This is a genomic window from Streptomyces sp. NPDC002476 (assembly GCF_042889785.1).
In the GTDB taxonomy this organism is placed as follows: Bacteria; Actinomycetota; Actinomycetes; order Streptomycetales; family Streptomycetaceae; genus Streptomyces.
Map to the genome: position 1 here is coordinate 23,672 of NZ_JBIARH010000030.1, position 12,514 is coordinate 36,185.

Genomic DNA, 12,514 nt, shown 5'->3' on the forward strand with positions numbered 1-12,514 from the left:
ACGAAGGGCCGGAACTCCGCGAGGAGTTCCGGCCCTTCGTGAACCGACGTCAGGTCTGCGTCAGCTCTTCTTGACCACCAGCGTGCCGGCGGCACGGTCGTGCCAGCCCTGCAGCTTGCCGGAGTTGTCGAAGAACGGCGACAGGTAGACGAGGACGGCGCCGATGTAGCAGAGGAAAGCGCCGACGATCGGGATGATGTAGCGGATGAAACCGGCGCCGAGGCCCGGCTTCTGACCGGTGCTCTCCTTGACGACGCGCAGGCCGAGGGCCATCTTGCCCAGCGTCGCACCGACCAGCGAGACCATCAGCCACTCGTAGAGCAGCGTGATCAGACCGAGTATCAGGAGCATGCTGAACATGGTGGCGATGAAGCCGGCGCTGGCGTCGTCCACGCAGGAGTCGTAGTCAGTCCCGTAGGTGCAGTCCTCGGCGCTGTTCGCGAGGCCCACGGCGCCGGCCAGGCCGATCGCACCGATGATCAGGTACACCACGAAGACGGCCACCCCGTCGATCAGGCGCGCGCAGAGACGGAGCCCCATCGTGGCGATCTGGACCGTGCCCAGGTTCGGCACGTTGATGTAGCCGTTGTTGGCCTGGATCGTGCCCGGGGGCTGCTGCGGGTAGCCGTAGCCGGGCTGGCCCTGCGGCGGCTGACCGGGCTGCTGCGGGTAGCCGTAGCCGGGCTGGCCCTGCGGCGGCTGACCGGGCTGCTGCGGGTAGCCGTATCCCGGCTGGCCCTGCGGCGGCTGACCGGGCTGGCCCTGCGGCGGCTGGTTGGGCTGCTGCCCGTAGGGGTTGTTCGGGTCGCCGAAGCTCATCTGGGGAGTTCCTCCAACGTGCAAATGGGGACGATGCGGCCGCACGGAGGAAAGAAGAAGCCTGTGGTCCGCCCCCCGGTACTACTGCGGCACAGCGCTCATAATCGTTATAAGCAAAATGTAAGTTTGTCCAGTCGAGTTGGCTGGATGTTGCCCAAGCGAGACATGAGGGCTGTTCCTGGCAGCCTGGAATTGGTATACGGGCGGGGTCATCCGCGAGTATGGGGACATGAGCGCCCAGATTCTCGATGGCAAGGCCACCGCAGCCGCGATCAAGTCCGATCTCACCGTCCGCGTGGCGGCCCTCAAGGCACGGGGCGTCAACCCTGGCCTCGGAACCCTGCTCGTCGGGGACGACCCGGGCAGCCGCTGGTACGTGAACGGCAAGCACCGCGACTGCGCCGAGGTCGGCATCGGCTCCATCCAGCGCGAACTTCCCGACACCGCCACCCAGGAAGAGATCGAGGACGTCGTCCGGGAGCTCAACGCCGACCCCGAGTGCACGGGGTACATCGTGCAGCTGCCCCTGCCCAAGGGGATCGATACCAATCGTGTCCTGGAGCTGATGGACCCCGCCAAGGACGCCGACGGTCTCCACCCGATGAACCTGGGCCGGCTCGTGCTGAACGAGACGGGTCCGCTGCCGTGCACCCCGCAGGGCGTCGTACAGCTGCTCCGCCACCACGGTGTGGAGATCAACGGGGCGCACGTCGTGGTCGTGGGCCGGGGCGTCACGATCGGCCGTCCCATGCCGCTGCTGCTTACCCGCAGGTCCGAGAACGCCACCGTCACCCAGTGCCACACCGGTACGCGTGACCTCTCCAAGCACCTCAAGCACGCCGACATCATCGTCGCCGCCGCCGGGGTGCCCCACATCATCAAGCCCGAGGACGTGAAGCCGGGCGCGGCCGTGCTCGACGTCGGCGTCAGCCGCGACGAGAACGGCAAGATCATCGGGGATGTCCACCCGGGCGTGGCAGAGGTCGCCGCCTGGATCTCCCCGAACCCGGGCGGTGTCGGTCCGATGACCCGCGCCCAGCTGCTCGTCAACGTGGTCGAGGCGGCCGAGCGCGCCGCGTCCGCAGCCGCCTGACCCGGCGGACCCGAATCCGGAAGGAACCCCATGGGTGCTGGTAGGAGCCCGGCCCGCCCGGCCGCCGAGGCGGACGCCGCCACGGCGGACGAGGGCGCGCAGGGCCGGGCCGCGTCGAACGAGGACGCGTCCGGCGAGGCCGCTGCGGGCGAGGGTGCGTCCGGCGAGGCCACGCCGAACGACGCCGCTCCGGGCGAGGACGCGTCCGGAAAGACGGCTTCGAGCGAGGTAGCTTCCGGCGAGGGCGGTGACTCCGGTTCCGGTTCGTCGCGGCGGCCCCCCCTGTTCACCCGGGACACCGCGCGTCCCGAGGGCGGCGGCCGGGCCGCGCCCGGGGACGCGCCCGCACCGGCCCGGCAGTGGCCGCTGCTCGCGGTGCTCTGCGTGGCCGGCCTCGGGCTGCTGATCGTGGCCGTCGACCCGTTCGCCGAGGCGTTCCGCGTCGGCACGATCCTGATCGGTGCCTCCCTCCTCGGCGGCGCGGTGCTGCGGCTCGTGGTCCCGTCGGTCGGCATGCTGGCGGTCCGTTCCCGCTTCACCGACCTGGTGACGTACGGAACCCTCGGCTTCCTCATCGTGATGCTCGCGCTGGTGGCCCAGCCCAAGCCGTGGCTGGACATGCCGTTCCTGGAGGAAGCGGTCCACTTCACGATCCGCTGATTCCCGCCCGCCACGACAACGGCGCCGCCCCTGTGGGCGGCGCCGTTGTCGTGGCGCCCGTCCCTTCCCCCGAGGAGGGACGGACACCCGGGTCGGGGGGCCACCGGAACTCGCGTTCCGCATTGTGGCGACTTGCGTGGCCTTGCCCCCGTCCTGACTTCAGCCTCGTGGACGGCGGAGAGCGGTTCAAGGGAACGCTGGGGCCTGTGGCACGGAAGTGACCATTCCGCCACGGTGTGATCGCCGCGCAACGGTGTCGGCCCCGTTCCGTACGGCTCCCCGTAGAACGACGGACGAGGCCGTACGGCGTGCACTCGTACGCGTACGAGTGCAGGCACACGACCAAACGCGTACGAGCGAAACGGACCCGTGCACATACGAGCAATACGGACCGTGCGCGTACGAGCGAAACGGGCGCGTCGTGCGCGGAGGCGGCCGGGAAGCGGCCGGGAAGCAGCCCCGAGGAGGGGGGCGAAGGGGAGGGAACGGAGAGGGAAGTGGATACGACCGGGTGAGCAGAGCGGGACGGCTCGCGCGTGGTCCCACAGGGGGCCGGACTGCCAGGAGGTTCCGGGTCGGATAGCCTGGCCGCTGGATATCTCTTCACATCAAGATTCAGGGATGTCCAGCTCCAGGGGCCAGGAACCCCCACCGCCAGCTGTCTAACGGAGATCGCCATGACCCGCACTCCCGTGAATGTCACCGTGACCGGCGCAGCCGGCCAGATCGGCTACGCCCTGCTCTTCCGCATCGCTTCCGGCCACCTGCTCGGCCCGGACGTGCCGGTCAACCTGCGTCTCCTGGAGATCCCGCAGGGCCTGAAGGCCGCCGAGGGCACCGCGATGGAGCTCGACGACTGCGCCTTCCCGCTGCTGCGCGGCATCGAGATCACCGACGACGCCAACAAGGCGTTCGACGGCGCCAACGTCGCCCTGCTGGTGGGCGCCCGCCCGCGTACGAAGGGCATGGAGCGCGGCGACCTGCTCTCCGCCAACGGCGGCATCTTCAAGCCGCAGGGCAAGGCCATCAACGACCACGCCGCGGACGACATCAAGGTCCTTGTCGTCGGCAACCCGGCCAACACCAACGCGCTCATCGCGCAGGCCGCCGCCCCGGACGTACCGGCCGAGCGCTTCACCTCGATGATGCGTCTCGACCACAACCGCGCGATCTCGCAGCTGGCCGCCAAGACCGGTGTCGCCGTCTCCGAGATCAAGAAGCTGACGGTCTGGGGCAACCACTCGGCGACCCAGTACCCGGACATCTTCCACGCGGAGATCGCCGGCAAGAACGCTGCCGAGGTCGTCAACGACGAGGCGTGGCTGGCCGACACCTTCATCCCGACCGTCGCCAAGCGCGGCGCCGCGATCATCGAGGCCCGTGGCGCGTCCTCGGCCGCCTCCGCCGCCAACGCCGCCATCGACCACATCCACACCTGGGTCAACGGCACCGCCCCCGGCGACTGGACCTCCATGGGTATCCCCTCGGACGGCTCCTACGGCGTGCCCGAGGGCCTCATCTCGTCCTTCCCGGTCACCACGAAGGACGGCAAGTACGAGATCGTCCAGGGCCTGGAGATCAACGAGTTCTCCCGCACCCGCATCGACGCCTCGGTGAAGGAGCTCACCGACGAGCGCGACGCGGTTCGCGAGCTCGGCCTGATCTGACCCGTTCCGGTCCGGGGCGTACGTCCTCACGCGCGTACACCATCGCCCCCGGAGGCGCTGCATCCGCAGTCGCCGCCGGGGGCGATGGCGTACCCGCCCGCTGTCCGACCGGCCGTGCGACTGGTCGGACAGCGGGCGGTCGGCGGGTGGTCAGCCCTTGAGCAGTTCGTCGGCGATCTCGCGCAGGGCGGCCATGGCCCGGTGCTGCAGCCCGGGGCCGAACGTGATCCGGGTGGCGCCCAGCTCCCCCAGGCGGCGCGGCGGCGGCCCGTCGGGCAGGGCGACCGCGTTGAGCGGCCCCGGGACGGCGGTGGCCAGCCGGGGCAGGGCCTCGGGCGGTGCCATGATCGGGTAGACGCAGTCCGCGCCCGCCGCCACGTACGCCTTGGCGCGGCGGACCGTCTCCGCCTCCTGATCCGTGCCGTCGGGGACGCCGAGGACGTACGTGTCCACGCGTGCGTTGACGAAGAGCCGGTCACCGGCCGCCGCGCGCACCTCCGCCAGCCGGTCCGCCTGCCGCTGGACGTCGACGAGGACGCCGTCGACCGAGTCCTCCAGGTTGCAGCCGACGGCACCGGTCTCCAGAAGGCGTTCCACCAGCTCCGCAGCCGGCAGCCCGTACCCCGCCTCGATGTCCGCCGAGACGGGAACGGTCGACGGGACGGCGCGCACGATCCTGGTCACAGCCGCGAACATCTCGTCGGCGGGTGTTTCCCCGTCCTTGTGGCCGAGCGAGGCGGCGATACCGGCGCTGGGCGTGGCGAGCGCGGGGAAACCCGCCTCGACGAGGACACGGGCGCTCGCCGCGTCCCACGGACCCGGGAGGATCAGCGGGTCATCGGGTGCGCGGTCGAGGTGGAGGGCTCGAAGGACTGACACGGTCATCGTGGACTCCCGGAAGAAGAGGGCCATGTGCGGGGCGGGCGCGCGGAGTACGAGCGGGAGCGCGCGGCGCGATCGGGGCCTGCGGGCGAGCCCAGGGGCGCATGGGATGCGCAGGGCCTTTGCGGCGGCATGCTAGGTCAGCGGGCGCGCGGGACATGCGGGACGCGCAGGGCGTACGAGGCGCGCAATCCGCGCAGAGGAATGCGGTGGTGCACGAGGCACGAAAGGCGCGCGACCGGCGGAGTGACTCGTGCCCCGCGTCCTTCGAGGTGCTCGTGCCCTTCGGACCGCCCCGCGTCCTTCGAGGTGCACGTGCCCTTCGGACCGCCCCGTGGCTCGTGCCCTTCGGACTGCCCGGTGACTCGTGCCTTTCGGACCGCCCCGTGATCTGGGTGGCCGCACACGGTCGGGGCCCGTGCGACGGGAGTGCACGGGCCCGGTGCGGCACCGGCTGGTGCGCCCGTCAGTGCTTGTGGTCGCCCGGCTGGTAGTGGCCCGGGACCATGCGCGTGGTCACGGCGAACCGGTTCCAGGCGTTGATGGTCGTGATCGCGGCGACGAGATGGGCGAGCTCGGTCTCGTCGAAGTGCTTGGCGGCGTTCTCCCACACCTCGTCCGGCACGAACCCGTCGGTCAGCACAGTCATCGCCTCGGTCAGCTCGATGGCCGCGATCTCCTTGGGCGTGTAGAAGTGCCGCGACTCCTCCCACGCACTGAGCTGGACAATCCGCTGGACGGACTCACCCGCGTCCAGGGCGTCCTTGGTGTGCATGTCGAGGCAGAAGGCGCAGTGGTTGATCTGGGAGGCGCGGATCTTCACCAGCTCGCCGATGACCGGGTCGAGGCCCCTGCGGGACGCCCCGTCGAGCCGGACCATGGCCTTGTAGACATCGGGCGCCAGCTCGGCCCAGGCCGCACGGGGGGTGTGCTCGGGGTTGAGCTCGGAGGTGGTGCGGTCGTTCTCGTTCGTTGTCATGGGGGCGACGTTACGGGAGGGTGGCGCAGCGATTTGGTCCATTTCCATGAAGGATTCCTGGGCCACTTTCGGAGCCGACCTTCACCTGGAGACGAAGGGTTCGACCGGGCTGCGGGCCGGGCTCATGGACGCCCTGCGTGAGGCCGTGCGCACGGGACGGCTGACCCCCGGCACCCGGTTGCCGTCCTCCCGCAGCCTCGCCGCCGACCTCGGCATCGCCAGGAACACCGTCGCCGACGCGTACGCGGAACTGGTCGCGGAGGGATGGCTCACCGCCCTGACGGGGCCGGGCACGGTGGTCGGCGTGACCGCACCGTGTCGGCCTGCCGACCGCAGCACATCTACGGACCGGGGCTCGCGGGAGGTGGCGTCACGCCCGGCTCGATGGTCGATCGGACGTAGACCCGGGTGGTACCGGGCCTGAATTCGTGCGCGAACAGGTCGACGCAACGCCGAAGGTACGTGCCTTCGGGAGAGTCGAGGTCATCGGGGCACAGGCTGACCTGCCGCAGTCCCCGCACGAGCGTCTCGGGTTCTGCCAGCCCGAGATGGGAGAAGGCGGCGGCGGGCCGGTAGTCCTTCTCCTTGGGATGGAAGTTTCCGATCAGCGTGGTGTCCTCCGGGAGAAGTCGGCCCGTGTACGTCTCCGCCTCCTTGCTGGGCAGGACGAAGGACAGCAGCCCCGTGTCGTGACGCTCGCCCACTTTGTAGCCCGCACGCCGGTCCGATGCCGCCTCCGGAATGCGGATACCCAGCTGCCCGCTCATCCAGGCCGGGGTGGCTCCCGCCTCCCAGCAGCAGTTCATCTCCTGGTCCAGCAGGTCCGTCTCCACATCGTCGACGGCCCAAGCGAACACGCCGATCAAAACGGCGGCGCAGGCGGCGCAGGCGGCGAACGCCAGCGCGACGACGATGAGCAGTCGTCGATGACGCCCGAACCGCTCGTCGGTAGAAAACTTGCTGGAACTGTTCACCGGTTGAATCCCTGTCGCGCTTCCTGCTGCTCGCGGTTCGAGTTCACGACTGTCCTGTGCTGTCGTCGTCGCAGTGGTCCGTACCGTTCAGGCCGGACACGTCCTCGTGGTTGCGGCGGACCTCTCCGAGGACCTGTTCCACCAGCAGGTCCCTGAGCGGGTCTATCACGTCCCAGGAGTGCGAGGCGGGATGGTGGTCGTCGGGGCAGATCGGGCCCTGCCTGATCGAGCCCGGTCGTGGGGTGTGGGGTGGGCGGTCATGGGAGTCGGGTGACGGTGACGTCGTGTAGTTCGCGGTGGAGGCGGGAGGCGAGCATGCCGGGGAGGCGGGGTTCGGCGTAGGGGGCGAGGACGTCGTTGTCGGAGGTGTGCCATCCGGTGTCGGTGAGTTGGTAGAGGGTGCCGGAGACCCCGTGGAGGCGGGGTTTGCGTACGCGCAGTACGGCGTGGTCGGTGCGGCGCAGGAAGGGGCACTGGTGGAGGGAGGTGTGGGCGTGTTCGGTGCACAGGGGTGGCATGGAGGTGAGGGAGCGTTCGGGCCAGGTCGGGGGTGAGTCGGGGCGGCGCCAGTCGAGGAACAGCCAGCCCTGTTTGTTGCGGTCGGCGGGGGTGCCGCAGATCTGGCAGAGCAGGTGTTCCATGCAGGTGCGTTGGCGGTGGACGTGCATGCGGTTGTACTGCACGCGCCCGGTGGTGGATTGGTCCATGCGTACCCACAGGTTGCCGTGGTGGTCGCGGTCCCCCGGTCGCGGGTGGCGGTAGGCGAGGCGGGGTCCGCCCGGGGCGAACTCGATGGTCAATTCCGCTTCCCGTACTGGCTGTTCGGTGGTGCGGGACGCGACGTACGGCGTCAGGAGGGGCATGAGGGCGCTTCCCTTTTCGGCAGGCCGGGCGAGGGCAATGGGGAGGGAGGGGGCACGGGCTGTGCGGGTGGGGTGAGGGGGTTACGCCGCCATCGACGCACGGAGCGTGGGTGCGGGTGCGGGTGCGGGTGCGGGTGCGGGGGTGGGCACGGGTGCGGGAGCGGGCCGCGGTGTGAGCAGCGGGCGGGCGGTGAGCCCGTACCAGCACACCTCGTCCCTGGCGACGAACGAGATCCCGGTGCCGGTGGCGAGTCGGTGCAGCGCCTCGGCCTGCAGCTCGTCGTCAGCGGCCCAGGCGCGCAGATCGGTGGGTGCGTCGGGGGCGGGGTACGGGGTAATGGGGTACGGGGTACAGGCACAGGTACGGGGCAGAGGCGCGGGCGCAGGCCGTAACACGTATGGGGGAATCCACGGGGTGCCCGGTTCCGGGTCCAGTCCGTTCGCGATCCGTACGGCCTGGCCCCGGAGCCACCGGAGCGCGAGTCGAGGAGTCGCGGCGACGGTTCGGCCGAGCTGGACGGTCGTCCGGCCGTCACCCGCTTGCGCTGCGGCGAGGAACGGCCCCGTCACAGCAGCTCACCACGGCTGCGTCGGTTGGCGCGGGTGAGCTCGGCGCGCAGCCGCTGTATCGGGTCGGCCGGCCGTACGTCTTCGGGGGCGGCGGTCCACTCGACCCCGCCACCGACGGGGCGCAAGGACCACTTCCCGCACCACTCACCGCGGAACTCACCGACCCGGTCCTGTGATAGGTCCACCATGAGCGTGCCGGGGGCCGGGGTCGAGGTCGAGGCTGGGATCGGGTTCGGGGCTGGAGTCGGGGTGTGTGGGGGTTCCTGTCGGTTCGAGGCGCCGTTCTTCGCGGACACGGGCCACTCCTCTCCGTAGTGGTTCCACTACCAAGGCGGCCCAGCGTGACCTACAGTCGGCCTCTCCTCAACTTGCATGAATTGATCAGAGAGTTGGATGTCCAGATGGTGAACCGCAAGGAGTTGGACCCAGAGGAGTCGCCGGGTGCGGCGTTCGGGCAGCGTTTACGCATGCTGCGGGACAAGCGAGGTTGGACACAGGATGAGCTGGGTCAGCGCATGGGCTGCTCAGGGACGCACATTTCAGCCGTTGAAACTGGTCGTCGCCCTCCAACTCGCCAGTTCGCAGCAGCCGCTGACAGAGCGCTCGGTACTGGCGACAGACTCGAACGCCAGAGTCGATCCGTGAGGCAGACGTCGCTACTTGAGGGGTTCCCGGAGTACGTCACCCATGAGATGCGCGCGGCAGAGATCAGACTCTATGAGGTTGGTGTCATGCCCGGGATACTTCAGACACCGGAGTACGCATCGGCGCTAAACACTCGTGCGGTTGAACGGGGTGCCATCACCCCTGAGCAAGGAGATGAGCGCAACGCACTCGTAGCGGCGCGTCAGGCAGTTCTCAAACGCACGCCGCCGCCGTTGGTATTCGTGGTGCTCGACGAGAGTTGCCTCAGAAGACCCGTTGGCAGCCCGGACATCATGGACGCGCAGCTGGAGCGGTTGGTCGAGTTCGCCGCACTGCCGAACAGCGTGCTCCAAGTCGCCCCGTTCGCCATGGGTGATCGTCGCCCACTCAGTCTGCCGCTATACATCCTGACGATGGAGAACCGCGCTCTCCTCTCATACGCGGAGTCCGCGCAGCGGGGGCGGCTGGAACGGGAAAGCCCTTCCGTAGTGCCCCTGCTGACGGCATACCATCAGTTGCAGGCAGAAGCGCTGTCCCAGGCAGAATCCGTGGCCGTGATCAACCAGTTGCGAAAGGGCACCCCGTGACGACCGAATCCCCCCGTTGGTTCAAGTCCTCGTACAGCGAGAACGGCGGCGCTTGCATTGAGGTAGCTGCCAACCTCGTCGCCCTTCACGGCCTCGTCCCTGTCCGTGACTCGAAGAACCTGAGTGGTCCGGTGCTGAGCGCCTCTGCCAGTGCGTTCGCGTCCTTCGTTGCGGGCGTCAAGGCTGGAGAGTTCGGCGCGTTCTGACCGTCCGGTTCGCGTACCGGTTGAGGTTGCCCCATCGTGCGTTGCGTGGTGGGGCTTCACCGTGCAAGAACACGCCATGGGGCGATGGGATTCAACTGTCGACGCGTACGTGGGAAGCGGCTGCCGCGCGACACTCTCCTACTTGAGTAGGTGAAGGGTCATCCTCGTGGGCGGAAGCGAGTTCCGACCGTTCAGCAGCCGTGCACCAGGCCGGGACTCGGCCCTGTGGAGCTACAGCGCAGGTTGTCCGCTTCCCGGGCATGTTTCGGTGCCGCTTCCGGCGCGTTGGTGCATCGTGGTGGGCTGGCCGGTTGGTGCACCTACTCCTGCCCCGCAGACGGGGCAGGAGCCTGCACACTGACCCGGCTCGAAGCGATGGTTGGTGGTGTCGCACATATCAGTTCCTCCGCGGTGGGGTGGTGCTGATAGGTGGTGCACTTGTGCCTCGCTTCGACCGGGCAGTCAGGGCGAGGAGTTAGAAGGATTCTTGCAGGTTGAACGGCTTGCTGTCCTTGCCCTGGCCGGGACGTGCTGTGTGCTGGAACAGCATGAAGATCCGGGACTTGCTATGGAACTCCAAGGCGAGGCCAGGGTAGCTGTTGGGCACGCTTGATCTATCGCCGGACGTGTAGGCGTAGACCTGTGCAATCTCCGGGTTGCCTGTGTTCGTAAGCGTGGCCGCGATGTACTGCTCCGCCCTCGCAGCAGTGATCTTTCCGTTCTCGTACAGATCCGGTAGCGGAACCTCTGCCGGTGGTACGTCCAGCACCGGTGCTTCGGGGCTGTCGTAGTCATCGCTGAGAGCGGCTGCCGTGATGGCCGCCCACAGTTGCGCCCCAGTGCTGAAGGTGATGTGGATGCCGAACGGGCGATCGTCCTGCCAGGGGGAGACGGTCTTCACATCAGGTGCCTTGAGAAGGCTATCTACGGCAAATTCCTGGAACCTTTGGGGGCGCATGTGTGGTCGTCTTCCCTTCTGCGGAGGCTGGTCCAGCCAGGGCCGGATTGCCCCGCGTACGCGGGGACCACGGGGCACTCCACGCGAGGCAGCTTCATCAGACGGGACCACCCCCGCGTGCGCGGGGACCACTGGGTGGCCGCGCTCCCCTTGCTCGTGATGATGGGACCACCCCCGCGTGCGCGGGGACCACCATACTGTGCGCAGTAGCGCGCAGGGACCACCCCCGCGTGCGCGGGGACCACGGAACGGGTTCCGGAACCCCATCCGGGAACGGGGGACCACCCCCGCGTGCGCGGGGACCACGCCAGGCGGGCGTCGGGCCAGCGGGCGAAGAACGGACCACCCCCGCGTGCGCGGGGACCACGGACAGCCGAAAGCGGACCCGCGAGACGAGAGGGGACCACGGCAGCAGCGGAACCAGGGCACCGACAATCGCGGGACCACCCCCGCGTGCGCGGGGACCACCGCCCCGTGCCGCGCTTCCTGTGTACCCATGAGGGACCACCCCCGCGTGCGCGGGGACCACCAGCCTGCCCTGGGTCCAGGGGTCCGGCAGCAGGGACCACCCCCGCGTGCGCGGGGACCACCCGGCCTCGAACGCCAACTCAGCTACGGCCACCGGACCACCCCCGCGTGCGCGGGGACCACTTGTCCTTCACCAGAGCCGGAATGCCGCCCTGCGGACCACCCCCGCGTGCGCGGGGACCACAAGGCCGTGGCCACCGCATGGTCCCGCAAGGCGGGACCACCCCCGCGTGCGCGGGGACCACAGTTCCTGGCCTGCGGGTTTAGGTGGCGCGAGGGCTGTTTTTACTTACTTCTTTGAATTGCGACATCGGGGTCAAAGTAGCCCTTTCTGTGTGCTGGTGTGGTCGCGCCTTGCTGCTGCACGCATATCCGGAGTTGAGAGACCCTATGGCTTCGAGGCTACTCGGCGGCGACTCTCGTTCGACGGGGATTGTCGGTGCGGAGTCGCTTTCTGATGAGTCGTCGGATCTGGCATTCGCCTCTCTCCTCCCGTCCGGAGTGCTCGGCGATCACGCTTTGCTGGGGGTGGGGGAGGGGCGGTGAGCCGGCATTCGACGTTGCCGGAACGCTGGGGCATGGCGTACCCGAGGTTGCCCGGCGCGGTCGTCTCGTCCCGGAACGCGTCTCTCGCCTCCCATGGTGCTGCCCGGCACGTCAGTGGTGTCCGGTACGAGCCTCGTGCCCCCACTTCCCGCCGCGATCCGCCTCGTTCTAATCTGACGAATGGCCGTACTGGCTGGATTCATACGACGGGGGAGACGGAAACATGGCCATACGCAAGCTGAGGTCGAGCACCGTGGTGCTCGGCGGCATGGGGATGCTCGCCGCGGTGATCACCTCATGCGGTTCGGAGCCGGACAAGCGGTGTGTCGACCCGCTGACCCACAAGGAACTGCCCAGCTACAAGTGCAAGAGCGGCAGTGGAAGTGGCAGCGGTAGCGGCAGCAGCAGCGGGAGCGGCGGCGGTTCGTACTACTACGGCGGCAAGAGCACGAACGGCAGGGTGGAGGGCGGCAGCTTCGACAAGGCGGCCGTCGAACGCGGCGGCTTCGGCTGCTCTGGCACCGGAGGCGGCTGAAC

The 12,514-nt window shown here is 68.9% G+C and carries 15 protein-coding genes, 1 pseudogene and 2 CRISPR repeat arrays; of the genes and pseudogenes, 7 read left to right on the forward strand and 9 right to left on the reverse strand.

What is annotated here, in order from left to right; genetic code table 11:
• Positions 1 to 60 precede the first annotated feature (60 nt).
• The gene (locus ACFYXM_RS27465; RefSeq protein ID WP_389293251.1) at positions 61 to 819 is read right to left on the reverse strand and encodes an RDD family protein; all 759 of its coding nucleotides are present in this window, start codon (positions 817 to 819) and stop codon (positions 61 to 63) included.
• Positions 820 to 1,048: 229 nt separating this feature from the next.
• Here ACFYXM_RS27465 and ACFYXM_RS27470 point away from each other — a divergent pair, with 229 nt between their 5' ends.
• The 3 genes from ACFYXM_RS27470 (at position 1,049) to ACFYXM_RS27480 (ending at position 4,239) form a co-directional block, all read left to right on the forward strand.
• Positions 1,049 to 1,912: a bifunctional methylenetetrahydrofolate dehydrogenase/methenyltetrahydrofolate cyclohydrolase gene (locus tag ACFYXM_RS27470; RefSeq protein ID WP_389293252.1), complete on the forward strand. Its 864-nt coding sequence runs from the start codon at positions 1,049 to 1,051 to the stop codon at positions 1,910 to 1,912.
• Between the two features lie 30 nt (positions 1,913 to 1,942).
• Positions 1,943 to 2,572, forward strand: coding sequence for a DUF3017 domain-containing protein (locus tag ACFYXM_RS27475; protein ID WP_389293254.1), 630 nt, complete (start codon positions 1,943 to 1,945; stop codon positions 2,570 to 2,572).
• A 677-nt stretch (positions 2,573 to 3,249) separates the two neighbouring features.
• Positions 3,250 to 4,239, forward strand: coding sequence for a malate dehydrogenase (locus tag ACFYXM_RS27480; protein ID WP_389293256.1), 990 nt, complete (start codon positions 3,250 to 3,252; stop codon positions 4,237 to 4,239).
• Between the two features lie 150 nt (positions 4,240 to 4,389).
• Here ACFYXM_RS27480 and ACFYXM_RS27485 read toward each other — a convergent pair whose 3' ends face one another.
• Both ACFYXM_RS27485 and ACFYXM_RS27490 read right to left on the reverse strand, forming a co-directional pair.
• Positions 4,390 to 5,124: an isocitrate lyase/phosphoenolpyruvate mutase family protein gene (locus ACFYXM_RS27485; protein ID WP_389293257.1), complete on the reverse strand. Its 735-nt coding sequence runs from the start codon at positions 5,122 to 5,124 to the stop codon at positions 4,390 to 4,392.
• Between the two features lie 463 nt (positions 5,125 to 5,587).
• Positions 5,588 to 6,100: a carboxymuconolactone decarboxylase family protein gene (locus ACFYXM_RS27490; protein WP_389293259.1), complete on the reverse strand. Its 513-nt coding sequence runs from the start codon at positions 6,098 to 6,100 to the stop codon at positions 5,588 to 5,590.
• Between the two features lie 46 nt (positions 6,101 to 6,146).
• On the opposite strand from ACFYXM_RS27490, the pseudogene ACFYXM_RS27495 reads away from it, so the two are divergent.
• Positions 6,147 to 6,509, forward strand: a pseudogene (locus tag ACFYXM_RS27495) (GntR family transcriptional regulator); the annotation flags it as partial.
• Here the strand turns inward: ACFYXM_RS27495 and ACFYXM_RS27500 are convergent.
• The 5 genes from ACFYXM_RS27500 to ACFYXM_RS27520 all read right to left on the reverse strand — a co-directional run bounded on the left by ACFYXM_RS27500 (position 6,442) and on the right by ACFYXM_RS27520 (position 8,803).
• On the reverse strand, positions 6,442 to 7,074 hold the full coding sequence (locus tag ACFYXM_RS27500; protein ID WP_389293260.1) for a hypothetical protein: 633 nt from the start codon (positions 7,072 to 7,074) through the stop codon (positions 6,442 to 6,444). The pseudogene ACFYXM_RS27495 and the gene ACFYXM_RS27500 overlap by 68 nt on opposite strands.
• Positions 7,075 to 7,117: 43 nt before the next feature.
• Positions 7,118 to 7,243 carry a hypothetical protein gene (locus tag ACFYXM_RS27505; RefSeq protein ID WP_389293261.1) on the reverse strand — a complete coding sequence of 42 codons (126 nt, stop codon included), beginning with the start codon at positions 7,241 to 7,243 and terminating at the stop codon, positions 7,118 to 7,120.
• 88 nt (positions 7,244 to 7,331) lie between these two features.
• Positions 7,332 to 7,937, reverse strand: a complete 606-nt coding sequence (locus ACFYXM_RS27510) for a hypothetical protein (protein WP_389293263.1) — start codon at positions 7,935 to 7,937, stop codon at positions 7,332 to 7,334.
• A gap of 81 nt (positions 7,938 to 8,018) precedes the next feature.
• Positions 8,019 to 8,507, reverse strand: a complete 489-nt coding sequence (locus ACFYXM_RS27515) for a hypothetical protein (RefSeq protein ID WP_389293265.1) — start codon at positions 8,505 to 8,507, stop codon at positions 8,019 to 8,021.
• A complete protein-coding gene (locus tag ACFYXM_RS27520) occupies positions 8,504 to 8,803 on the reverse strand; it encodes a hypothetical protein (RefSeq protein ID WP_389293266.1) in 300 nt (99 codons plus the stop codon). The genes ACFYXM_RS27515 and ACFYXM_RS27520 overlap by 4 nt, the downstream gene beginning before the upstream one ends.
• Before the next feature lie 105 nt (positions 8,804 to 8,908).
• Between ACFYXM_RS27520 and ACFYXM_RS27525 the strand changes: the two genes are divergently transcribed.
• Both ACFYXM_RS27525 and ACFYXM_RS27530 read left to right on the forward strand, forming a co-directional pair.
• Entirely contained in the window at positions 8,909 to 9,739 is an 831-nt protein-coding gene (locus tag ACFYXM_RS27525; RefSeq protein WP_389293346.1) for a helix-turn-helix domain-containing protein, read from the forward strand.
• Positions 9,736 to 9,945, forward strand: coding sequence for a DUF397 domain-containing protein (locus ACFYXM_RS27530; RefSeq protein WP_389293268.1), 210 nt, complete (start codon positions 9,736 to 9,738; stop codon positions 9,943 to 9,945). Before ACFYXM_RS27525 ends, ACFYXM_RS27530 begins: the two co-directional genes overlap by 4 nt.
• Positions 9,946 to 10,420: 475 nt before the next feature.
• On the opposite strand, the gene ACFYXM_RS27535 is transcribed toward ACFYXM_RS27530, so the two are convergent.
• Positions 10,421 to 10,846: a hypothetical protein gene (locus ACFYXM_RS27535; protein ID WP_389293270.1), complete on the reverse strand. Its 426-nt coding sequence runs from the start codon at positions 10,844 to 10,846 to the stop codon at positions 10,421 to 10,423.
• Positions 10,847 to 10,946: 100 nt separating this feature from the next.
• A CRISPR array of direct repeats spans positions 10,947 to 11,270; the repeat unit is 28 nt; unit sequence GGACCACCCCCGCGTGCGCGGGGACCAC.
• Between the two features lie 73 nt (positions 11,271 to 11,343).
• Positions 11,344 to 11,676: a CRISPR direct-repeat array (repeat unit 28 nt; unit sequence GGACCACCCCCGCGTGCGCGGGGACCAC).
• A 524-nt stretch (positions 11,677 to 12,200) separates the two neighbouring features.
• On the opposite strand from ACFYXM_RS27535, the gene ACFYXM_RS27540 reads away from it, so the two are divergent.
• Positions 12,201 to 12,512: a hypothetical protein gene (locus ACFYXM_RS27540; RefSeq protein ID WP_389293272.1), complete on the forward strand. Its 312-nt coding sequence runs from the start codon at positions 12,201 to 12,203 to the stop codon at positions 12,510 to 12,512.
• Positions 12,513 to 12,514: the final 2 nt, after the last annotated feature.